Source organism: Exiguobacterium profundum (assembly GCF_001909285.1).
Taxonomy (GTDB): Bacteria; Bacillota; Bacilli; order Exiguobacteriales; family Exiguobacteriaceae; genus Exiguobacterium; species Exiguobacterium profundum.
In genome coordinates this window covers 649220-672693 of the sequence record NZ_MRSV01000001.1, presented here as the reverse complement: position 1 = coordinate 672693, position 23474 = coordinate 649220, and the positions used below count along the sequence as shown (strand labels likewise).

Below are 23474 nucleotides of genomic sequence, written 5' to 3'. Positions count from 1 at the left end.
TGACAATGAGAATCGTTATCAACTATACTCTAGTTGTAGCTTCCCAAAAGCTTGGCGTGCACGTTCCCCAAACATATCACGTCACGTGGATTCCCCTCCACGACACTCTTTTTGAAAGCATTGCGACAACCCCCATTTGTTGCACCCATATTTGCCATAAACAAGACGAGCAGCCCACCGACGGGGCTGCTCGTCTTTTTCATGATGCGAACACTTCTTGCTCGATTTGTTTCAATTCATAGAACATGCCACGTTTCGTCATCAATTCCTCATAAGAACCGACCTCGACGATCCGGCCAGCTTCCATGACGATAATCTGATCAAACGTTTCGAGACCCGTCAAACGGTGACTGACGAGAATGAGTGTGCCTGTTCCAGCTTGCTGTAACAATTCAGAAAAGACATGGGCCTCCGTTCCTGCATCGAGTGCCGATGTCGGTTCATCAAGCAACCAGAGAAGTCCGTTTTTAAGAAGTGCCCGTGCGATGGCGAGGCGCTGACGTTCTCCACCTGACAAGTTCGCCCCTTTCTCCAGGACCGGTTCGTCTAGCGAGAATGACAAACGGACGCGCTCAAGCGCTACGTTCATCGCTTCATCTGTGAAGTCACCGGCTAACGCCAAGTTGTCCCGTACAGTTCCATAAAAGAAATGATTGTCTTGCAAAACAACGCTCGCATGTTGCCAAATGGCTGTCTGTTTGACATCCTTCACGTTGTACTCATCCAACCGAATCGTGCCGTCTTCCGTCCGAACGAAAGCCAAGAGCAGTTGAAGTAACGTCGACTTCCCTGACCCGCTCGGTCCCACGATGACCGTCTTCGAACCACTTGGAATGTGTAACGTCACCTCATCGATGACATCTCGATACGTATTCGGATAACGATAGCGAACATGGTCAAATGAAATGGACGGTGCGGCCGTAAACGTCACGTCTTGACGTTTCGCCTCACGCGCCTCAATCGTTTCACTCGGCTCCGTCACTTCAAACAAACGATCCGCTGCTTGCTTGCTGTCTGCAAAGTGACCGGGGAACACGGCCATCGGCGTCGTATTCTCAAACGCTGTGAGCGACATCATGATCAGCATTGCCAAGAACAACCCGTTCAGGTCTCCATTTACCACCTGATACGCACCGATGGCCAAGACGCCCCATGAGACGAGTAAGGAAGCGGCAACGACGAGCGCCGAATTGAAGAACTGATTCGTCGTGTCTTTCCGCTCTGCCTCCATGTAACGCTCACTGTGCGAATAGACAGCTTGTTTCGTGCGGTCAAGTTGGTGATGAAGTTTTAAATCCCGGTATCCGAACAGCATCTCTGTCAATTGAATCGACACATCTCCACGCAATCCACGAATCGTCTCGTCATGACGGGCACGAATTCGTGCAAATCCGAGCGGAATCAAGAATCCTGTAACGAGTACACCAAACAAAATCCATAGGCTGACCGCAAACGAGAAGAAGGTGACAAAGAAGATGGTACTCAAAAAGACGAGTACGAGAATGATCGGTGGATAAAACACGCGAAGGAAGTAGTTTTGAAGACTCTCAACGTCCCCGACGACGCGTGCGAGCAAATCGCCGCTCCGATATTTCGCAAAGATGGACGGAACGAGCGGCTCTAACTGACGATAGAACCGGACGCGCAACTCACTTAAAATCGTAAACGTCGCCCGGTGTGAGGCGAGGCGTTCCCGATAACGGCTTCCTGCCCGGATGACACCGAACAGTTTAATCAAGACGACGGGTACCATCAACGCATACAGGGGCGGGACGAGCCCGGCGCGTGATACGAGATAGCCACTTGCCGCGAAGAGGGCGACCGCCGCAATCCCTGCTGCATATCCAAAGAAGATGGAGAGGAGGATGTCTTTCTTTTCGCGCATCATCCATTTTGTAATCGTCCAAAGCGAGTTCATCGGCTCACCCCTTTCTGAAGTGCAAACAACTCCGCATACTCTGGGACAGCGAGTAACACTTCATGCGTCCCTTCTGCGATTCGCTTCCCATCATCCATGAACCAAATCGTGTCTGCCTCTTTGATTGTATGCAGACGATGCGCAACCGTGATTAACGTTGCACCTTTTGACAGCTCTTCAATCGAGCGTCTGACAATCCGCTCTGTTTTCAAATCAAGGCCGGTCGTCGGTTCATCAAACAATAAAATACCAGGTCGCTTAAAGAAAGCCCGTGCGAGTGCAAGGCGTTGCCGTTCCCCACCAGATAGTCCAAACCCACCTTCTCCGAGTTCTGTCCAGATTCCGTTCGGCAACTGGTCAATCACCTCGGATAGTCCAGCTGCCTCGGCTGCTTCGAGTAACGCACGCTCGTCAGCCACTTCACCTAAAGCAATGTTTTCGGCGAGTGTCCCGGCGAACAGATACGGATTTTGAGAGATATATGCAATATTTCCATACCAGGCAGATTCCTTATACGTATGCAAGGGTTCGCCATCCACGAGGACGCGCCCTGATTTCACTTGCAAAAGTCCTGAGATCACGTTAAGGACAGTCGTCTTCCCGGAACCGCTCGCGCCGACTAACGCAAGGTGGGTGCCGGACGAGATGCGACCACTCAATGGCTGGAGGGAAAAGCGCCCACCAGCGTACTCAAACGATATCTCTTCAAGCTCGAGGTCCGGTGTCCGTGAACGAAGCGACTTTGTCCCCCACTGAATGCGATCATCCGGGGCGTCTAATACGTCAAAGATTCGGTCTGCTGCGCCCATACTGCCACGTCCCGTATGAAAGGCACTGCCCAGGTCTTTGATGGCCAAGTAATACTCTGGCGCCAACACAAGAATCAAGAATCCTGAGAAGAACGTCAGGTTCTCCCAAACAACCATCTGTAGCGCGACTTCTAGTGCTACAACGCCGGTGCTGAGCATCGAAATGAATTCCAACATGAGGCCAGATAAGAATGCCGTCTTTAAGACGACAATCGTCGCATCCCGAAAGTCGAGACTGCTCTTCTCAATCGCTTTCGCTTCTTGTTCGGTCCGATTGTAGAGTTTAAGTGTCGTCAAACCCTGAAAGACATCCAAAAACTTTCCGGAAAATTGATTCATCTTCTCCATCTGTTCCTCAGATTTTTTCTGTGTCGCAATCCCGATGATAATAAAGAACAAAGGGATAAACGGCGCTGTCACCATCATGATGACACCTGAAATCCAATGTTGGCTGAAGACGACAACCAAAATCAGAAGCGGGATAATCGAGGTTTGAATCACTTGTGGCCAATATTGACTGAAGTAGGCGTCAACCTCGTCAACAGCATCCATGAACACACTGACTTTCTTCCCAGATTGTCCCGTCAAAGAGGACTCGACCGGGCTCGTGGCATAGCGATCTAGTAATTGCAGACGTAACGCCCGTTTCGCCTTTTCCGATAAACTCGCTCCGATTCGTCCGGAAAAAAAACCAAAAAATGCTCGTACCAATAGGGCGACGACGAGCCAAAGTAACGCCGGAACGACGGTTTCAAATGATTCATCTTTTAAAAAGATTCGGTCGACAATGTCGACGATTAAATACGCTTGCGCCAAAATCGATAGTCCAATCATGACCGCAGACAATACCAGTCCGATGATGTGACGTCGCTCGGCGAACGCAAGGGCTTGCAGTCGTTTCACTGCATTCATCCTTTCTCTATTCACAATCCGATTGCTTTGTGAGATTCATCACTAATTATACAATATGACACGTCTTGAAGCGAACGCTCCGCTCGTTCCGACATGCAAAAGACGCCCTCTCCTGAGTGGCGTCAATCGAAGTCTTGCTCAAAGTATTCAGGATGCCCGATTACAAGTTGGTGGTCATCCATTCGAAGCACCTCTTCTTTACGAAGCTTCGCTAAAATCGTAGAAACCGTCTCTCGAGACGTTCCAGATAGACGAGATAGTTCCATCGCCGTGAACGGACAGCGGACACGTACCCCTTGCTCATCCGGTTCACCTAAATCTTCAATCAAAAAATGGATGGTATTGAGTACACGTTCTTTCGCGCTCGGGGTAATGATCTCTTGGACACGTCGTTCATGTAAATCTAAAATACGATTCATCTGTCCAATGATATAAAGCAGCATGTTCGACTGTGTGGATACAAACCGCTCGAATCGGTCGGTCGGGATATAGATGACGTCAATATCCGTCACCGCTTCTGCCGTATGACGGTAGTCTTCCTCCGTGAACAAACCATTGTACGGAAAGAACTGTTTGGGCTTCACGTAGTCCGCATATTGATGCGTCGCATGCTCGTTCATCCGTTCAAGTCTGATGTATCCACTCATTAAGAAATACACGCGCTCTCGCGGGTCTCCTTCCATGAACAGGAGCTGTCCTTTTCGATACGTTCGGCAATAGACGTGCGGGACGAGCTGTTCAAGCGCTCGACTCGAACAGTTCGCAAACAGTGTCAACTGCCGTAAATCATCAATCGTCCACTTATGTCGCATCTGTATCCCCTCATTTCTAGTTAAATCCCCTACCTTAAGTATAAATGGATTCAAAATGATACCGCTTTCAAAATCCGACAGTTTTCTGACATGACAAAAGGGGGTCTCCCCCCTTTTCAGTCCAACATCAGTTCTAATAGGGCGTCTTGCAAATCTCGATCGAGTTCTAACGCATGGAGGTCAAACAGCCAGGCCTCGAGACGCGTCTTCGTCGTCGCCATCTGGTACAACCGATCTTTCAAATCGTAGGCGATTTCCGCGCGATCTAAGAATCGATAGAGACGATCAAGTCGATGGGCGTTCTGTGTCACATCGACGGGGAGCGTCACCGTCTGCTCCTGCTTCAATTCACCAATCGGGATGTGTAACGTCTGCGTCTCAGCGTCATAGTCCCCTTCCCCGACAACGCCTCGAACAAGAACGGTCAATGTCCGATTCGCCGGAACGAGGGTCAGGTCTCCTGACATCTCGATGCGAAGCGTCCGCGCTTCCCAATCGAGCGTGAACGTCGTTTCAAGTGAGGCACCTGTCTCATAATCGCGGCTTTCCCCGTCATCTTCATACATCGTGAACGTGTTCGAGGCACCTGGAAAGACGAGTACTTCTAGCTCGCTCGGGTTCCCCGTCTCGTTCTCATGCGGTTGATGCGGCATAAGGGGAACGATGGCACCCGCTTTGGCGAAGACTGGTTGTCCATCGAGTCCACGGAACACACGAATCGACTTGTCGCCTTCGTAACGATGTCCTGTGAAGAAGTCAAACCATTCTCCTTTCGGTAGCCAGACATTCGTTCCGGCGACGTGGAGCTTTCGGTCCATCGGCGTGACAATTGGAGACACAATGAGTTCGCTGCCAAAATAAAACTGATTCGGTGCTTGATAAGCTGCTTCGTAATCGGGATGTTCGATATACATCGGCAGCACGAGCGGTAACGCATCGGCATGGTTACGATAATTCATCGTGTATAGATAAGGAATGAGCTCGTGACGCAGACGTAAGAATCGCTTCATCGACTGTTCGGCTTCGATCCCGAAACGCCAAGGCTCTTTCCCGTTGAATGTGCTGAACGTCGAGTGGAGGCGCATGATTGGACTGAATACCCCGTATGCGACCCAACGCGCGGCGAGCTCATCGTCTTTTTTCCCACGATGATGGCCTCCGATATCGTGACTCCACCAACCGTAACCGATGTTTGTCGCTGTCGCTGTAAAATACGGCTGGAAGGCGAGCGAAGCCCACGAGATGATCGTGTCTCCTGAGAATCCGACCGGGTAACGGTGGCTCCCTGGTCCTGCGTAACGAGAGAAAATGAGCGGACGCTTACCGTCACGGGCGATGTCGATGGCATGATAATGATTCAGCATCCATAACGGGTCGAGTCCTTCCATCTTCGAGGTCGACCCTTGTTGCCAATCGATCCACCAAAAATCAACGCCGTCTGCCTCATGTGGATGGTGCATTTGTTCGAAGTACGCTTGAATGAATCGTTTGTCTGAAAAATCGAATGGGATTCGGTCCCCCGATTCCGGGTCGACGCCCATGGCCTCGGCCATCGCCGCATATTGGTCTTCAAACGCACGCACTCCGTCCGCCGGATGCAGGTTCAACGTCACCATCATTCCTTCGTCTTTTAACCATTTAAGGAAACGCTTCGGTTCTGGAAATAAGTTTTTATTCCAAGAGTAGCCCGTCCAACCACTCCCGTACTCTTCCGGGATGTCCGTCACGTGCCAATCCATATCGATGACACTGACCGAGAACGGGACATCTTCTGACTTGAAACGGCGCATCAACGCCTTATACTCTTTTTCGTCGTATCGCCAGTAGCGGCTCCACCAGTTCCCAAGCGCTTTACGAGGAAGCATCGGCGTCGGACCCGTCAACGTGTAAAAGTCTCGAAGTGCCTGTTTATAGTCATGGCCATATCCGAAGTAGTAAATGTCATGGGTCCCTTTTCGTCTCGGCTCGACGAAGCGATCATCTGTCATCAAAAACGAGGATGAATCATCAATGATGGCATATCCTTGTTTGGAGAGAATCCCTTCTTCTAACTCCGTCGCCCCGTCCACATGGTCGAGTGTCCGCGCCGTCCCTTTCAGCGTCCGCTCCGGACCGTTGAACATGTAACGGCTATAATACGTGCTAAAGTTCCCTTTCACGTCTACGTAGAGCGTGTTCGGTGCGAACGGACCTTTCGTATAATACAAATGGACATGTTCTGTGATGATTTGGAGTTCTGTTTCATCTTCAATCACTCGGAATTGCGGAACGTCAAATTCCCGATTCCATACTACTTGGGTGGCACGGTCTTCAAAGACACCGTCCTCCGCATATTCCATTCGAATCAACTGACTCGTCAATACGGTGAAGCGATAGCAGCTTCCTTGTACGATTGCTTCTTCTCTTGCTTTTGGTCTCATCCACGACTGGTACACATGATTTTCTTCGAATAGGCGCATACATTCGAGCGATTCCGCTCTCCGTCACTTCCTTCCTGAAATTAGTGCAAACGTTTACACTGAATATGATAGCAATCTCATTTTTGGCATACAACATTCCTTCCCCTTGAATCCGAACAGAAAACAAAAAAAGTCGCAAACGCTTCACGTCTGCGACACATTCTTATTGTTGGAGCGATGGAGCCAGGCGGACACGTGTGCCCGCTTCCCCGTCAATGGCTGCTAAAGCCTGATCGAGCGACGTGATGATGGCGACACGGTTCGTACCGGATTCGGCAAACTGAAGCGCCGCTCTTACTTTCGGCAACATACTACCTGGTGCAAACTGCCCTTCAGCGATATAGGTCTCCATCTGTTCTTTCGACGTTTCTTGAAGTGCCATCTCATCTGGCTGCCCAAAATTGACATACACATGTTCGACAGCCGTCAAAATGAGTAACACATCTGCGTTGACGAGGTCAGCCAGTTTTGCAGCCGCGAAATCTTTATCAATGACCGCTTCGATGCCGACGTATCCGTCCATTGTCTCCATAACCGGAATGCCACCGCCACCGGAAGCGACAACGATGTGCCCCGCTTCAACGAGTGTTCGAATGATGGTGTGTTCGGCGATTTTCATAGGGATCGGACTCGGGACGACACGACGATATCCCCGTCCTGCGTCTTCTTTGAAGACATAACCCGTCGTCCGTTCGAGATGAAGTGCCTCGTCTTCCGTATAAAATGGACCGATTGGCTTAGTCGGATGATGAAACGCACTATCGTTTGGATCGACAATACTTCGTGTCACGAGCGAGGCCACATGCTGTTCAAGGCCACGTGCACGCAGTGCTTTGGTCAATGCGTTTTCAAACCAGTATCCAATCATCCCTTGCGTCATCGCACCACAGACATCAAGCGGCATCGCTGGTGTGGCTGGACTGTCTGATGCGGCTTGTTGCAACATCAGGTTTCCCACTTGCGGACCGTTCCCATGCGTGATGATGACCTCGACTCCTTCAGCGATGAGTGCAGCGAGAGATTCCGCCGTTGCCTCAACTGCCTGTATTTGTGCTTCGGCTGTCGCATCTTTGCCTTGCTGAATCGCATTCCCGCCTAAGGCGATGACCACACGTTTTTTCTCCATATCCATACCCCCGATCAAATGACTGAGATATTACCCGATAGTATGCGTACGACTGCGAAGATGGCCAGTGCGGTCAACACACCGGCGACCATCCATTCCGTTTTAGTGAGTGACTTGATGCCATTTTCACGTTGTGCCTTCATGTAGAGAAGGGTTCCCGGTGCATATAAAAGTGTAGTGAGAAGTAAATAATCGATTCCAGCGGCGTATATGAGCCATAGTCCATAAACGGAAGCGACCAATCCAATCGCTAAATCGCGTGTTTTTCGTTCACCGGAACTGTATCCGATTCCGTTCTTCGCCACTTTCACTTGGTAAAAGGCCGAGAACACGTATGGGATCAAAATCGCACTCGAAGCGAGAGAAAAGGCAAAGTTATATGCGGCATCTGAAATCAAGAATGTGAAGAGGAAGAGCTGAATCAACCCATTCGTTAGCCAAAGGGCATTGACAGGAGCTTGATTTTGATTCTCTTTCGTGAACCATTTCGGGAAGACTCCATCTTTGGCGGCAACGAATGGGATTTCTGCCGCTAACAGCGTCCAACCGAGCCATGCGCCAAGGACAGAGATGACGAGTCCCCCGTTGATGAGCATCGCACCCCACGGACCGACGGCCGACTCGAGCAAATATGCCATCGCTGGTTGCGAGGCGTTCGCTACATTTTCGGGAGTCATGAGACCGAGCGACATGATAGAAATGAGCAAATAAATGACGAGCGTTCCAAGTAGCCCAATAACGGTTGCTTTCCCGACGTCCGAACGTTTCCGAGCACGGCCAGATAGCACGACGGCCCCTTCCACACCGATAAAGACCCAAAGTGTCACGAGCATCGTCGAAACGACTTGGTCACGCACACTTCCCCATGAGAAGCCGCCTTGTCCCCAAAAATCGAAGGTGAAGTTTTCGAGATTAAAGAAGAACAAGGTAATCGAAAAGAATGCAAAAATTGGGACGAGCTTGGCAATCGTCGTGACGATGTTGATCATCGATGCCTCATGTACCCCACGTAAGATGAGTGTATGCACGAGCCACAGCATAATCGATGCGCCAATAATCGACGCGATATTCAATCCCCCTTCAAAAATCGGGAAGAAATAACCGACCGAACTGAACAGCAGTGTGGCATACGCCACGTTTCCAAGCCAGGCAGACAACCAATATCCCCATGCCGAGTTAAATCCGACGAACGATCCAAAACCTGCCCGTGCATAGCTGTATACGCCACCATCGAGATCTGGACGACGCATCGTCAAATTTTGAAAACTGAGACCGAGCGCGATAATCCCGATTCCTGTGATGACCCAACCAATAAGAATGGCACCCGCATTCGCACCTTGCGCCAAATCGGCAGCCAAGTTAAAGGCGCCACCGCCAATCATCGACCCGACGACAAGTGCCGTCAACGCTCCGAGACGTAACCGCTTATCTTTCTTTTCAGGATGTACTCCAGCCGAACCACCTGAGTCATGCTCCAACTTCGTAGACATTCTACTCATCCCTTTCGCTTATTTTGAAGCAGGAGGGGAAACCCCCTCCTCGTCAACGATCAAGCCATTCGCGTGTCTCCGTGAGCGTCGCTGCCATCACCGCCTTGATGGTATGCATCCGGTTTTCTGCCTCATCAAATACGAACGAATGACGGCTACGGAATACTTCGTCGGTCACTTCCATTTCAATCAACCCATATTGCTCATGAATCGCCCGCCCGACCTCCGTTTCTAAGTCGTGGAATGCCGGAAGGCAATGTAAGAACATGATGTCCGGATTGCCACTCTTTTGAAGCATGTCCATGTTCACTTGATACGGTCGCAACAGTTCGATTCGTTCTGCGAACGCCGCTTCCTCGCCCATCGATACCCAGACATCGGTGTAAACGACGTCGGCTTGGTCCATCGCTTCCTCAATGCTCTCTGTCAAGGTGATCACAGCCCCTGTTTCAATGGCGACCGACTTCGCATAGTTCACGATCTCGTCAGATGGCCAGAGCGATTTCGGCGCACAGATTCGCATATCCATCCCAACTTTTGCACCACCGATCAACAACGTGTTTCCCATGTTGTTCCGTCCGTCACCTACGTACACAAATTTAATTCCGGCAAGTTCTCCTTTTTGTTCTTTTACCGTCAAAAAGTCGGCCAAGATTTGGGTTGGATGATACAAGTCGGTCAAACCGTTCCACACCGGTACGCCGGCGTCTTTTGCAAGACCTTCGACCGTCTCATGAGCGAAGCCACGGAACTGAATGCCATCAAACATGCGTCCAAGAACGATCGCGGTATCACGTACCGATTCCTTCTTCCCGAATTGAATATCATTCTTGCCTAAATATTCAGGGTGCATCCCTAAATCGATGGCAGCGACAGTGAACGCACAACGCGTCCGTGTCGATGGTTTTTCAAAGAGTAAGGCAATGTTTTTACCTTCACAAATCCGATGTGGAACACCTTGTTTTTTTTTTTGTTTGAATGCAGCAGACAAGTCGATCAAGTAGTTGATTTCTTCACCCGAAAACTCAATTAGCGATAAAAAATGACGACCTTTCAAATCAAAATTGAACGTTGTAGACATACTGCTTCCTCCTTATCACATTTAGATGTCTTGGCGGATAATCGGACAGCTCATGCAACGTGGACCCCCACGACCGCGCGATAGTTCACTCGACATGATTTCGATCACTTCGACGCCTTCTTTACGAAGTAACTCATTCGAGACATAGTTTCGGTCATACGTGACCACGACACCCGGCGCGATGGCGAGCGTGTTCGATCCATCATTCCACTGTTCGCGGGCTGCCGCAATCGGATCCCCACCGCCACAAGGGATCAACGTCGCCTCTTGTAAGCCGAGGACATCTTTTAACACCTTCAACAAATCCGAGTGCTGGGCAATCTGAAGTTCACCTTCCGCGTTTAGCGTGAGCTCGAAAATGTTCATCTTCCCTTCCGGTCCTTGAATGAACGGATGGATGGTAAATTTATCATGATCGACCATCGTGAAGACGGTATCAAGGTGCATGAAGGCGCGTGATTTTGGAATTTCGATGGCGATGACTTTTTTGAAGCTGTCTCCATGCTTGAGTAGGTTGAGGGCGACACGTTCGATGCCTTGCGCGGTCGTTCGTTCCGAGATACCGATGGCGACGACTTCTTTCGACAAGACGAGTTCGTCTCCCCCTTCCATCGCAAACCGATAATCTCGGTCCGACCAGATGGGAACATCGTGTTTCGCAAAGCGTGGGTGATAGCGCATAATGTATTGCGTGAAGAGTGATTCGCGGCGACGTGCCGGTTCTTTCATGCGGTTGATGGAGAGTCCGTTACCGATTGCAGCGGCCGGGTCTCGTGTAAAGTAGAGGTTTGGCATTGGGTCCAAAAAGAAGGGGTACGTATCTTCAATCATTTCATGCAGATGTCGACGTTTTTCCGGCTTGATTTCCGATTTCCGGATACCGGCCATCACCGTCTCAATCAACATTTCATTATCAAAATCGAGCAAATACTCTTTTAATGTTTCGTAAGAACCGTTGATATTTGATTTTGACTCCGATAAGATATCCGCAACAAACTTTTCGCGCACACCAGGGAGTGATAACGTTTCGGCCATCAGTTTCTCGAGATAAAGGACTTCCACACCACGATTTTGAAGCGCACTCGCAAAATAATCGTGCTCTTTTTGAATGACCGGTAAATGGGGAATATCATCGAACAAGAGGCGCTCTAAATATTCCGGGGTAAGGTTCTCTAACTCCCGACCCGGTCGCTTCAGTAATACCGTTTTTAATTCTCCAATTTCTGAATACACATGAATCGGATGTTTCAGCGTCGTATCTTGTGAAATCGGTTGATTCGTCATTGAGATCATCTCGCTTCCTCCTTGTGATTCGGGTGTGTGACTACCCTTACCTTATCACTTTACCAAATTTGCGAATGTCTAATCCGACAGTCCATCTGTTGCCGATTCCGCATCGATATGAATAAATGTTCACTCTTGTGAATGAACAAACAATGCCCCAGAAATCAGGACGATGACAAGGGGAAATAAGATGTATGGCTGATGTATAGCATCGCCCTAAAAAAAGCAGAAACTTTTTTTATTCACCGTAAAATAAATTGAAAACGTGAGAGATCAGGATGTGAGCATATGAAAATTGAAGAAACGGAATACAACGAACATGAAGCAGCACTTCGCACATTGATTCAAAAGGGAGACCCGGTCGATTTTCAAGACCTCTTTCTCTCCCTCCACCCGGGTGAACAGGCGGATCATTTTATCGAACTGACTCAAGATGAGCGGTCGTTCGTGTATCGAACCATCTCCCCCGAGGTATTCACCGATCTATTTGAAAAGCTGACGTTAGAAGAGCAATGTACATTCATCCAAGAAACACCCCAACCGTATGCCGTCCGAATCTTGAATGAAATGTATTCGGACAACGCGGCCGACTTGATGCGGGAACTACCCGATGCGTTCATGGACACGCTATTTGAGCAGATGGATGATATCGAGGAACAAGAAGTCAAAGACTTGATGCAATATCCGGAGGAAACGGCTGGATCGCTCATGACGACCGAGTTCGTCGTCCTTCAAGCTGATAAGACGGTCGGACTGACCCTTGAAGAGTTGCGTGAACTCGGACCAGATGCCGAAACGATTTATTACCTATATGTGGTCGACCAAGCGCACCAACTGGTTGGTGTTGTCTCCTTACGTGATTTGATTGTCGCACCACTCGAGGCGAAAATTGAAGACATCATGGGGTTCCGCGTCATCTCGGCAAACGTCATGACCGACCAGGAAGACTTGGCCAGGATTGTCCAGAAGTACGATTTGTTGGCCCTTCCCGTTATCGATGATCAGCAAAAGCTACTTGGCATCATCACGGTCGATGATGTATTAGACGTCATCGAGCGCGAAACGACCGAAGACTTTGAAGAACTCTCCGCGACAAAGGGTTCGTCTGATATCAACATGAGCCCGCTAGAAGCAGCGAAAAAACGTGCCCCTTGGATTGTCAGCCTCATGTTTCTCGGCATGATTACAGCTTCGACGATTGGCGGTTTCGAAGACACCCTTGAAACGATTGTGCTTCTCGCTGTCTTCATGCCACTTGTCATGGGCTCTGCCGGGAACGCAGCCACGCAATCCCTCGTCGTCGCTGTGCGCTCAATTGCACTCGGGACCATCAATCGAAAGAACGTTATGAAGATGATTCGACGCGAACTCGGGACGGGTATCATTTTAGGAATCGCTTGTATGATTGTCATTTTTGGCGTCATCACGCTGCTATACGACAATATGCTGATTGGCTTCATTGTCGGAGTTTCTATCTTTGCTGCACTCAGTGTCGCTACGATGATTGGAACGATTGTCCCGCTTCTCATCAATCGCCTGAAGTTAGACCCCGCTGTTGCCTCTGGACCGTTCATCACGACATTGATGGACAATCTAGGGCTCATCATCTACTTCACGGTTGCGACGTCTATGCTCCAATTCTTTTAACACTCGAGACATCGAGTGTTTTTTATTTTCTCTGATCAAAATGACTACAGTACAACATTTTAGGGTATTTCCTACAAATACATATAAAACATAAGTAAGGAATGAGGGGATTTCATGACATTTCAACAAGTACTCTACATACTCGTGACCGGCGCCCTGTTCATGGCGCTCGTCGCTTACGTCTCGTATCGCATGACGAGAGGAAAAGTCGAAAGCGCCGACGATTACTTCTTGGCTGGTCGCGGTTTAACGGGTGTCTTCATCGCGGGATCGCTCCTGTTGACCAACTTGTCAGCGGAACAATTGATTGGCTTAAATGGCCAATCGTTCGCCGGCAACATGTCAGCGATGGCATGGGAAGTGACGGCCGGTATCGCTGCCATCATCATGGCGCTCTTTTTGTTGCCACGTTTTCTTGGCATCGGAATTTCGACCATTCCTGAATTTTTAAGTCAACGCTATGACGAGGACGTTCGTCGATTGACTGTCTTGTTATTTCTACTCGGCTATATGTGCGTGACGATTCCATCGATGCTGTACTCGGGTGGATTAGCCGTCCTGCAACTGTTCGATGTGCCGGCCCTTCTCGGCATCAGCTTTGAGCAGTCCCTTTGGCTCGTCGTTTGGTTCATTGGGATTATCGGGGCGATTTATGCCATCTTCGGAGGTCTTCGTGCCGTTGCCGTATCGGACACGTTGAACGGGATCGGACTCATCATCATTGGATTCCTCGTTCCGACACTAGGCTTTCTCGCACTAGGGGACGGGAATTTATTGGACGGGATGAAGACGATTGCGACGACGAATCCCGAAAAGTTGAACGCCATCGGTTCCGCTAACGACTCGGTCCCGTTTCTCTCCATTTTCACCGGAATGATTTTTGTGAACTTGTTCTATTGGGCACTGAATCAATACGTGATTCAACGGGCCCTCGGTGCAAAAAACTTAACGGAAGGACAAAAAGGCGTTCTCTTTACCGGCTACTTGAAATTACTCGTTCCAATCTTCATGTTGTTACCTGGCGTCATCGCGTTTCACTTGTACGGGTCGAACGTCGAGAAGGCAGACCTCGCTTATCCGAGTTTGATTGCCGAGCTGTTACCGATGTGGCTCATGGGCTTTTTCCTCGCCGTCTTGCTCGGTGCCGTATTCAGCTCGTTCAACTCGCTCTTGAATAGTATCGCGACGCTCTTCGTACTCGACATTTACAAACCGAAGTTTAAACCGGATGCTTCTGACCAAGATTTGATTCGCGTCAGCAAATGGTTCGGGACGTTCGTTGCACTCGTCTCGTTCTTTGTCGCCCCGAATCTTATGTATGCGCCAGATGGCTTGTGGGACTTGATTCGTCGCTTCACCGGTTTCTTCAACATCCCGATTCTCGTCATCGTTTTAATCGGGATGCTTGTTAAACGTGTGCCGCCAATCGCCGCGAAGACCGTCGTCTTTTTCCACGTCATCGCTTACTATTTCCTCGTATGGGGGACGAAACAATGGTTCGGCGTCGAAATCGGCATCAACTTTATCCATATTTACGGAATCCTCTTCGTCATCGAGACGGGGATCATGCTCGTATTTGCGCGTGTGCGACCAATGCTTCAAGCAAATCCGATCCGAATCGAACTAGGGAGAGTCAAACCATGGCGTCATGCCCTTTCGACATCCATTTTGCTCGTCGCTTCGATGATTTTCGTTTACCTTGTATTCTCGCCAATCGGACTCGCTTATGCGAACGGCATCGTTTCCGGATGGTTTGCTCCACTGACAGTGGGACTTGTCGTCATAACGTCCGGGCTCATCTGGGCATCTTACCGCTATGGTATTTCTCGTTATGAAAGCTATCTAAACAATTTGGGTGAAGAGCCGTCCGATGTAAAAGAACAAAGCAGCTAAACCAATAGACCTCCTTGAACTTACACGTCAAGGAGGTCTACTTTTTGTTGTCTCTTCCGTTCATACATGGCATCGTCCGCACGTTGCCAAAGCGCCTCAATCGTTTCCGGACATGATGCCCACGCCAACCCGATGGCGACAGAAATCGATTCTTTTTGACAAGCCGCTTCGATTTGACGAACCATTCGTTCACATGCGTCGCGGGGCATCATCTCTAGAAACAAGACGAACTCATCTCCCCCTAAACGATACACGGATGATTCAATTCCCTGAAGAATCATCCCGACCCGTTTCAACAAATCGTCACCAGCAGAATGTCCTTCCATGTCGTTTACGACTTTCAAATCGTTCACATCCAGCACGATGATTCCGACGTCACACGCATTTCTTGCTTGAGCAATCGTTTCTTCAAACGCCCGACGATTGAAGACACCGGTCAAGCTATCGTGGCGACTTTCATACATGAGACGTTCACGCTCGGTCATGGCTGCTTCGATGTTCCGAATCACACCTTGAACCGCTACGATTTCACCATTCTCATAGATTGGTGTCGTATATTCCTCGAACCATACGTAAGCGCCGTCATTCGTGCGCCATCGTTGAAGAATCGCTTCTTCATAATTGACGCGTCCCGCCACTTTATCGAGTAATAGTCGCCGATCGTCCGGGTGGATTCTCCGAAAACACTCTTGTGCATCTGAATAACTTCGCATCAACGTTCCTTCTCCAAGATATAAATCCAAAGAAGGACTGATGTATCGGAAACGCCACGTAGGTTTTGTTTCAAAAATGTAAATGACATCTTTCGTTTGATTCCCGAAATGCATAAACGAAAGAGACTGTGAATGTGGCTGTGGACGTTTATATAGCCACAAGGCAATTAAAAATCCAACGAGTATCCCCCAGAAGAATAACGTCATTGAATCCACTTCCTCTCTGTTCGCCCATATCGTACCACGTTCGAGGTCAGACACCTGTCTCAATTCCTGTTATTTGGTAAATGTTTTTTTTTTTATTGAGTAAATTTTAGAGAGATTGTGATGGACATGATATAGTCGACTTATTGAATCACTCAATACATGGAGGTTTCTCATGCCACATTTCACACATCCATCGATTGACGAGACATTTTCGGGTGTCTATTTGCTCACCAATCGAAATGGATCAATCCACCAGTCTTACGGCTATGCGAATCGCTCAGAACAGATTCAACATGACGTGATGACACGGTTCGGAATTGCGTCCGGTTGCAAGCTGTTTACAGCAATCGCGATTTGCCAGTTAGTCGAGCAAGGGAAACTATCCTTTTCCACCTCGCTTGACTCATTTCAAACATTTGCCTTAACTCATCTGTCACCAAACGTCACCGTACATCAGTTGTTGACGCACACATCAGGAATCCCTGACTATTTTGATGAATCCGTCTCTGATGACTTTGAAGCGCTATGGCGTGATATCCCGATGTATCGGCTTCAACAGTTACGTGATTTTTTTTTTATGTTTCAACAAAAATCTATGAAAGACGAACCGGGTTCTCGATTCTCCTACAATAATGCAGGATATATTCTGTTAGGGTTGATTGTAGAAGATGTGACCGGGCAATCTTTCACCGACTATGTCGAACAATCGATTTTTCATCCTGCTGGTATGATTGATTCTGGATACTTTTCACTCGATGCCTTGCCTTCTAGAACAGCACTCGGTTATATTGACCACTCGGACGGCACATGGCGTACAAACCAATATGCGATTCCAATCAAAGGAGGAGCAGATGGTGGCGCGTATGTGACCGCTCAAGACATGACCAAATTTTGGAAATCGCTGTTTTCACATCAGCTTCTTGATACCGCTTCTACGTCGCTTCTTTTGACACCACACGTGACGGTTAATGACCGCGGCGGGAGTTATGGATACGGACTTTGGATTCAACATCACGCATCGGGAGATGTCTATAAATATCACGTGATGGGCTATGACCCTGGTGTCAGTTTCCATTCTGGTTACTATCCAGAAATCGATACCATCTCGGTCATTTGTTCAAATCAATCAGATGGGGCGTTCGACGTCATGAAACAGATTGAAATGCAGATTGGAGAACGGATTGAATGAACATTCGTACTTATATGGAATCAGACTTTGACTCGATTCAACAACTTAATCGCGATGAAGGTTGGAGCCAATTGGTAGAACGTGACGCGTTGACCCGTGAGGCATGGCGTCAATCAAACGTCACCTATGTGATGGAGTCTGAAAATGGAAAGATTGTCGCTTATTTGCGCGGATTGACTGATACGACAGTCAGTTTGTATGTTTGTGAACTGTTGGTCGCTTCTACATATCGTAGACGTGGTCTTGGCGAACAGTTACTCCAACACGTCCATACACTTTATCCAGACACACGGCTTGAGATGCTCGCAAGTCAAAATTCCCACACATATTACGAGAAATTACGGTTTCGTCCGTTCTACGGTTTTCGGAAAACGATTCACGAATAGGAGGAATGTATATGAAACTTGCTATCATCACAGGCGCATCGCGTGGTCTCGGCCGTTCCATCGCTCAGGAACTACAAGCTAGAGATTACGAGGTGGTCGGGCTCTCTCGCTCACAGGCGGAAGACGTTACGTATCAGCAACGATCAGTCGACCTATCAAACGTCTCGGGGATTGATGCAGTCATTCGGGAGATCACACCATTTCTAGAGCGGGCTGATTCGGTTTTGCTCGTTCAAAATGCAGCATGGATTGAACCGATTCATCGTGTCGGACAATTAGATGGTGAGAAAGTGACCGCTCATGTCCACGCCAACCTGCTTGCGCCGATGCTATTGGCGAATGCGGTCCTCGCTTTCAACAAGCCGACCGATTTGATTCATGTGACCTCTGGCGCGGCCAAACGTCCGATCTCAGGTTGGAGCGCATATTGTGGCACGAAAGCAGGACTCAATCATTTCACGGAGACGCTTGCACTAGAGCTAGAAGGAACCTCACATCGTGCAGCTCTATTCAATCCAGGTGTGATGGATACGTCGATGCAGGCGGAGATTCGTTCTTCCTCGAAAGAGGCGTTCGCTGACCTTGAACAATTCCGTGCATACGAAACAGAAGGACGACTCCGTTCTCCTGAAACGGTCGCTCGTATATTTGCTGAACAGTTGATTGACCGTCCTCTAGAAAATGGCAAGACCTATTCGATTTACGACTTGATCAAATAATAAAACAGGTCAAAAAAAGAAACACCCTTCTCTCGTCAAACCGTCTACACTACATGCATAGATACGTGAAAGGGTGAATTTTATGAAAACCATTGCTGGAGGATTACTGCTATTTGGACTGTTTAGCCTCACAATGTCGTTCACAATGATTGGTGATACCGCTGTCGTCGGGGCGATGGTGAGTGGTGTTTCAATTTTATGTAGTGTCGGATTATTATTTGGGGCGACTGAACTCAGTCGGATTCGTCACGACCTGCTCCACGACAAAAAAACGTCTTTCCCATCTGAATGAGGGAAAGACGTTTTTGATTCAATCTTCTTCGTATTCCTCTAATAAATCATCAACATCATATTCTTCGAAGTCATCTTCATCGATAAAGATATCGCGATCGTTCACGACGTGAATCGGACCATTGGCCACATCGATTCGAATCGTCCACGCCCAAGGAATGCGTAATCGGTTATAAACACCTGTCCAGAACTCCATTGACTCTTGCTCATACTGTTCAAATTCTGTCAGAAGTTCTTTGAACGACACGCCTGTTAACTGGAAGTTTGAATCTTGGAGCCGTTGGAGCGCATGATGCTTCGCTTCTAATTCGGCCGCTCGAACCATTTCCTCAGCTGTCGCCATCTCCAGGATCGTCCCGTCTGGTGGGAGAATATCGTATACGTTGAACAATTCGCCTTCTTCTACTTCTACATCGTCAAACTCATAGTCATCGTGCCGCATACTACATTCCTCCTTACGCAATTTGAATCCCCTTTATTGTACCACTCTCTACCCGTTTCCCCCTAAAGATTCGTGCATATATTTCATTTTGCCAGGGAAAGACTGTTAGAGTGAGGACATCTATAGGAAAAGAGGTTAAGCAGATGAATAATGAATCATTCCAAGCACTCGTGCTAGACCAACACGAGAAACGCCTTCATGCCGAAGTAAAAGAAGTGAACGCCGACGTCCTTCCGAAAGAAGAGGATGGAAACGTCTTAGTCGAAGTCCACTATTCCGCATTGAATTATAAAGACGCGCTCGGATTGACGACTTCAGGAAAAATCGTCAATCGCTATCCGTTCATTCCGGGATGCGAATTCGTTGGAACTGTCGTCGAATCAGACCACCTCGACATCAAAGTTGGCGATGAGGTGATTGCCACTGGTTTCGGGATTGGGGAACGGCATTTCGGTGGATTTAGCCAGTATGCGCAAGTACCGGGGAAATGGCTCGTGAAGTTACCTAAAGGAATGAGCATGCGAGATGCAATCGCCATCGGAACACCAGGACTCACCGCCATGCTTTCCATTGATGCACTCGAACACGCTGGTGTGCGTCCAGGCGAAGAAGTGCTCGTCACAGGAGCGACAGGTGGTGTCGGAAGCTTCGCGATTACGTTGCTTCGTCGCCTCGGCTACCATGTCGTCGCCTCCACTGGTAAAACAGATTCACCATACTTACGCTCACTCGGTGTCGAGACGATCATCGATCGAAGCGAATTAGAAGGACCTGCCCGTCCCCTTGCCAAGCAACGCTTCGATGCCGCTATCGATTCGGTCGGTGGAAATACACTCGCCAACATCTTGAGCCAGATACGATATGAAGGTGCTGTCGCCGCATGCGGTCTCGTCGGAGGCGCCGAGTTGCCGACGAGCGTTTATCCGTTTATTTTACGCGGCGTGAAGCTCATCGGCATCGATTCGGTCATGCAACCCATGGTTCGTCGTACGAACGCATGGGAACGCCTCGAAGAACTCATCGATCCGAAAGTTCTCAACGAGATGATCCATGAGATTCCGTTACACGACGTCCCTCGTCACGCCGAGGCGATGATGCGTGGCGAATTGAGCGGTCGTACCGTCGTCCGCCTTCGCTAAGCACATGAAAAGAGGCTGAATCACTCACGATTCAGCCTCTTTCCTCTCTATTCTCCATGGTGTGAAATCAGATGGTGAATCCGGTAGGTGCGTCTTTCACGACAACGAGTACCTTCCCTTGATCTAACTTTTCTTCGAGACGCTCTGATTCTTCTTTTGTGAAGCCGAGCTCCTGAAAATCGGCTCGCAGTTCATCTCCTTTTTTGCTGAACACGTTTTTGGCAGCTGTCCCCAAACCGACGTCACTTGCTGAGACGGTGTTCGCATCGGCATTGTCCGCGACACGCTTACTTCGATCATCGTCATGTGTGATGACGTAGATGTTAGATTCATCAATCCCATTTGTTTTCATCGATTGAACGGCGGTAACGACTTCTTCATCATTTGTAAATTCTTTGTACAAAACTGACATGTCTATTCTCCTCCTTCAATTCTACTACATTATTAGTTATTACCTTCCTTCCTGTTCTTCACACATTAAAAAACGATGACAAACGTCATCGTTTTGTTAAACGGCAGGTTCCTGCCCTTTTCGCTTTTTCAATTCTTCTAATAAAATGTTCGATTCATTGAATGGAATCGACTGGCGACCAATCCGTTCGATGTGGTCATGTCCTTTCCCAACGACCACGACACGCTTTCCTTCTAACGCTTGCGTGGCCGCATGGCGCAGGGCTTCTTCCCTTGCTTCAAACGTCACATACTTCACATCCGGTTGGATTCCTTTTACTAAGTCACGAATGATTTGTTTCGGGTCTTCCATGCGGACATCATGTACGGTGACAATCACCTCGTTTGAATAGCGGCTTGCGATTCGTCCCATATCTTGACGTTTCGTGGGATCTCGGTCTCCTGCCGCACTTAACACGACGACAAGTGCACGGTCGTCTTGTTGCAATGTAGACAAACATTTCTCTAGCCCGTCTGGTGTATGAGCATAGTCGATATATATCTCGGCATCCTCTGTAGCTAAACGTTCCAACCGCCCTTTTGGCAAGGTGAGTCCTGGAACATTTGAAACGATGGTCCGTAGCGCCATATCCGAAGTCGACACAAGTCCGATGGCCGCCGCTAAGTTCGCTGCGTTGAACGCCCCCATGAATCGGACGGGCACTTCGAGCTTGAACTCCTTCATCCTGACGAGTACCGTTTCTTCACGCCAAATCACTTGGATGTCGGCCTCGATGTCCTCTTTTGTACTATACATAATGGCTTGACGTGTCGGCGCAAACTCAGCCATGACATGACTAGCCGGATCTTCCGCATTTAACACAATCGCCTCACCATTCGTCACTTCCACCTGTTCAAACAATCGCGCTTTGGCCCGGGCATACTCATCCATCGAACGATGATAGTCTAAATGATCATGCGTCAAATTCGTAAACGCAGCAGCATGAAAGTGTATTCCCGCTACGCGACCTTCCATTAAGGCATGCGATGATACCTCGAGTACGCAATCCGTGACGCCTGCATCGACCATCTCTGCTAAGATGCGATGTAAGACGACGGCTTCTGGTGTCGTATTGGCAGTCTCAACCGTTTGATTATGAAAACGCGCGCCAATCGTACTAACGATTCCGACACGACGTCCTGAAAGACGCAACAAATCATAAGTCAATGTCGCCGTCGTAGTTTTTCCATTCGTTCCTGTCACACCGTATATACGCATCCGATGAGAGGGGTGATCATAAAATACACTCGCAACCTCTCCTGCCGTCTGTTTCGTATCGGCAACAACCACATTCGGAACATCGAGATCGAGTGGATATTCTGAGATGACCGCACTCGCACCGTTGGCGACGGCGTCCTCCGCGAACTTATGACCGTCAACCGTATAACCGCGAATGCAAATAAAGACATTCCCTGAACTGACCTTCCTGGAATCGGTTTCGACTCCGGTCACCCATGGATCAAAAATGTCATCCATCTCATTTTGTAAAATGGCGGATAAACGTTTCGTTCTCATGCTGTGTACGTCCTTTCTCATGGGTGTCGCTAGGTTCATAAAACCTTATCGTCATGTTACTAGATTTTAACGGCAATTGAGATGACAAATATATTACTTCCCGTTTTCAAAGAAAAGCAATAACTTAACAAAAAAAACCTAGACGTTGCACTCACGTACTAGGTTCCTCCATTTTGAATGCTAAATTGTATTTTAGTAGCTCCGCAAAAAAAACAAAAAGGGCATTCGGTCCGATTCCATGCCAACTCGCAACCTCACGGCGTGTATAGGGACACAATTCATGCAGAGACTCGATTCCTTTAGCGACTAGTGCCCTTTTAGCTGGCGCTGCTAACGTTGGTAAGGCAATCATCCAATCTCCGCCTTTCGCTTTCTAAATCGTCCGTTGATGGGAAGACAGGCAAGAACTTGCTCGATTCGAAACGTTCGTCTCGCTTGTTTATTCAAATCCCATGCCACCACGTACTCTCCTTGCACTTTAATCAGTTTGACCCGCCGCTCTGAAAATGTCCCATGTCGATCGACATACACCATTTCTGTGACTTGTCCCGAACGCATCCATCGTAACAATTCTTCTCTCATCCTGTTTTCCCTCCTTTATTTTCATTATACAGAACATTTGTTCCTATTTCTATTGATAAGCTGTTCGCTGATTCAAATTTCGATTATGATGAAGGAAATCAAAAGAAAAAAGAAAAAACCGATGACTTATGTATTATTACTGATCTTGGCTGCCTTTTTATTCGGGGCAATGATTTTCGCTGCGCTCGCGTTACCAAACCTTCGCAACATTTTATTCAATCGTGGCAGTTTGTTCAATCAACAGAGTGAAACCGTCACTTGTCCGAAGTGTAAAACATCATTCAAACGCGCGCCGGGAGACGCACAAACTTGTCCGAATTGTTATCACACTTTTTGAATCGTTGAGGGGCATGCATATTCGACCGCAATTCTTCATATTCCTTGGTTTAAATGGGAGCAAATGAGTGAA

21 protein-coding genes are annotated in these 23474 nt (G+C 48.5%); 8 read left to right on the top strand and 13 right to left on the bottom strand.

What is annotated here, in order from left to right; translation table 11 throughout:
* Window positions 1–199: 199 nt before the first annotated feature.
* The 8 genes from cydC to arcA form a co-directional block, all read right to left on the bottom strand.
* The gene (cydC, locus tag BBB58_RS03665) at window positions 200–1918 is read right to left on the bottom strand and encodes a thiol reductant ABC exporter subunit CydC (RefSeq protein ID WP_074035515.1); all 1719 of its coding nucleotides are present in this window, start codon (window positions 1916–1918) and stop codon (window positions 200–202) included.
* A complete protein-coding gene (gene cydD, locus BBB58_RS03660) occupies window positions 1915–3639 on the bottom strand; it encodes a thiol reductant ABC exporter subunit CydD (protein ID WP_074035513.1) in 1725 nt (574 codons plus the stop codon). Before cydD ends, cydC begins: the two co-directional genes overlap by 4 nt.
* Before the next feature lie 122 nt (window positions 3640–3761).
* Window positions 3762–4451, bottom strand: a complete 690-nt coding sequence (locus BBB58_RS03655; protein ID WP_074035511.1) for a Crp/Fnr family transcriptional regulator — start codon at window positions 4449–4451, stop codon at window positions 3762–3764.
* A 116-nt stretch (window positions 4452–4567) separates the two neighbouring features.
* Window positions 4568–6910, bottom strand: a complete 2343-nt coding sequence (locus tag BBB58_RS03650; protein WP_074035509.1) for a glycoside hydrolase family 31 protein — start codon at window positions 6908–6910, stop codon at window positions 4568–4570.
* 163 nt (window positions 6911–7073) lie between these two features.
* Entirely contained in the window at window positions 7074–8036 is a 963-nt protein-coding gene (gene arcC, locus BBB58_RS03645) for a carbamate kinase (RefSeq protein ID WP_074035508.1), read from the bottom strand.
* A 14-nt stretch (window positions 8037–8050) separates the two neighbouring features.
* Window positions 8051–9526 carry an arginine-ornithine antiporter gene (gene arcD, locus BBB58_RS03640; RefSeq protein WP_074035507.1) on the bottom strand — a complete coding sequence of 492 codons (1476 nt, stop codon included), beginning with the start codon at window positions 9524–9526 and terminating at the stop codon, window positions 8051–8053.
* Window positions 9527–9578: 52 nt separating this feature from the next.
* Window positions 9579–10607 carry an ornithine carbamoyltransferase gene (gene argF, locus BBB58_RS03635; protein ID WP_074035506.1) on the bottom strand — a complete coding sequence of 343 codons (1029 nt, stop codon included), beginning with the start codon at window positions 10605–10607 and terminating at the stop codon, window positions 9579–9581.
* Between the two features lie 21 nt (window positions 10608–10628).
* On the bottom strand, window positions 10629–11858 hold the full coding sequence (arcA, locus tag BBB58_RS03630; RefSeq protein WP_074037869.1) for an arginine deiminase: 1230 nt from the start codon (window positions 11856–11858) through the stop codon (window positions 10629–10631).
* A gap of 321 nt (window positions 11859–12179) precedes the next feature.
* Here arcA and mgtE point away from each other — a divergent pair, with 321 nt between their 5' ends.
* Window positions 12180–13538, top strand: a complete 1359-nt coding sequence (gene mgtE / locus BBB58_RS03625; protein WP_074035505.1) for a magnesium transporter — start codon at window positions 12180–12182, stop codon at window positions 13536–13538.
* A 114-nt stretch (window positions 13539–13652) separates the two neighbouring features.
* Window positions 13653–15431: a solute:sodium symporter family transporter gene (locus BBB58_RS03620; RefSeq protein ID WP_074035503.1), complete on the top strand. Its 1779-nt coding sequence runs from the start codon at window positions 13653–13655 to the stop codon at window positions 15429–15431.
* Between the two features lie 20 nt (window positions 15432–15451).
* Here the strand turns inward: BBB58_RS03620 and BBB58_RS03615 are convergent, their stop codons facing one another.
* The gene (locus tag BBB58_RS03615; protein WP_167365512.1) at window positions 15452–16144 is read right to left on the bottom strand and encodes a GGDEF domain-containing protein; all 693 of its coding nucleotides are present in this window, start codon (window positions 16142–16144) and stop codon (window positions 15452–15454) included.
* Window positions 16145–16523: 379 nt separating this feature from the next.
* Here BBB58_RS03615 and BBB58_RS03610 point away from each other — a divergent pair, with 379 nt between their 5' ends.
* The 4 genes from BBB58_RS03610 (at window position 16524) to BBB58_RS03595 (ending at window position 18937) form a co-directional block, all read left to right on the top strand.
* A complete protein-coding gene (locus BBB58_RS03610) occupies window positions 16524–17540 on the top strand; it encodes a serine hydrolase domain-containing protein (RefSeq protein ID WP_074035499.1) in 1017 nt (338 codons plus the stop codon).
* Window positions 17537–17926, top strand: a complete 390-nt coding sequence (locus BBB58_RS03605) for a GNAT family N-acetyltransferase (protein WP_074035497.1) — start codon at window positions 17537–17539, stop codon at window positions 17924–17926. Before BBB58_RS03610 ends, BBB58_RS03605 begins: the two co-directional genes overlap by 4 nt.
* A gap of 11 nt (window positions 17927–17937) precedes the next feature.
* A complete protein-coding gene (locus BBB58_RS03600; RefSeq protein ID WP_074035495.1) occupies window positions 17938–18645 on the top strand; it encodes an SDR family NAD(P)-dependent oxidoreductase in 708 nt (235 codons plus the stop codon).
* An 82-nt stretch (window positions 18646–18727) separates the two neighbouring features.
* Complete coding sequence (locus tag BBB58_RS03595) at window positions 18728–18937, top strand: hypothetical protein (protein WP_012727529.1); 210 nt, start codon at window positions 18728–18730, stop codon at window positions 18935–18937.
* An 18-nt stretch (window positions 18938–18955) separates the two neighbouring features.
* On the opposite strand, the gene BBB58_RS03590 is transcribed toward BBB58_RS03595, so the two are convergent.
* Window positions 18956–19378 carry a hypothetical protein gene (locus BBB58_RS03590; protein WP_012727530.1) on the bottom strand — a complete coding sequence of 141 codons (423 nt, stop codon included), beginning with the start codon at window positions 19376–19378 and terminating at the stop codon, window positions 18956–18958.
* Window positions 19379–19521: 143 nt separating this feature from the next.
* On the opposite strand from BBB58_RS03590, the gene BBB58_RS03585 reads away from it, so the two are divergent.
* The gene (locus tag BBB58_RS03585) at window positions 19522–20517 is read left to right on the top strand and encodes an MDR family oxidoreductase (protein WP_074035493.1); all 996 of its coding nucleotides are present in this window, start codon (window positions 19522–19524) and stop codon (window positions 20515–20517) included.
* Window positions 20518–20584: 67 nt separating this feature from the next.
* Here BBB58_RS03585 and BBB58_RS03580 read toward each other — a convergent pair whose 3' ends face one another.
* The 3 genes from BBB58_RS03580 to BBB58_RS03565 all read right to left on the bottom strand — a co-directional run bounded on the left by BBB58_RS03580 (window position 20585) and on the right by BBB58_RS03565 (window position 23065).
* A complete protein-coding gene (locus BBB58_RS03580) occupies window positions 20585–20929 on the bottom strand; it encodes a YflT domain-containing protein (RefSeq protein ID WP_074035491.1) in 345 nt (114 codons plus the stop codon).
* 96 nt (window positions 20930–21025) lie between these two features.
* Window positions 21026–22483: a UDP-N-acetylmuramoyl-L-alanyl-D-glutamate--2,6-diaminopimelate ligase gene (locus BBB58_RS03575; protein WP_074035489.1), complete on the bottom strand. Its 1458-nt coding sequence runs from the start codon at window positions 22481–22483 to the stop codon at window positions 21026–21028.
* 348 nt (window positions 22484–22831) lie between these two features.
* On the bottom strand, window positions 22832–23065 hold the full coding sequence (locus BBB58_RS03565) for a WYL domain-containing protein (protein WP_074035487.1): 234 nt from the start codon (window positions 23063–23065) through the stop codon (window positions 22832–22834).
* A gap of 121 nt (window positions 23066–23186) precedes the next feature.
* Here BBB58_RS03565 and BBB58_RS03560 point away from each other — a divergent pair, with 121 nt between their 5' ends.
* A complete protein-coding gene (locus tag BBB58_RS03560; RefSeq protein WP_012727536.1) occupies window positions 23187–23402 on the top strand; it encodes a hypothetical protein in 216 nt (71 codons plus the stop codon).
* Window positions 23403–23474 lie beyond the last annotated feature (72 nt).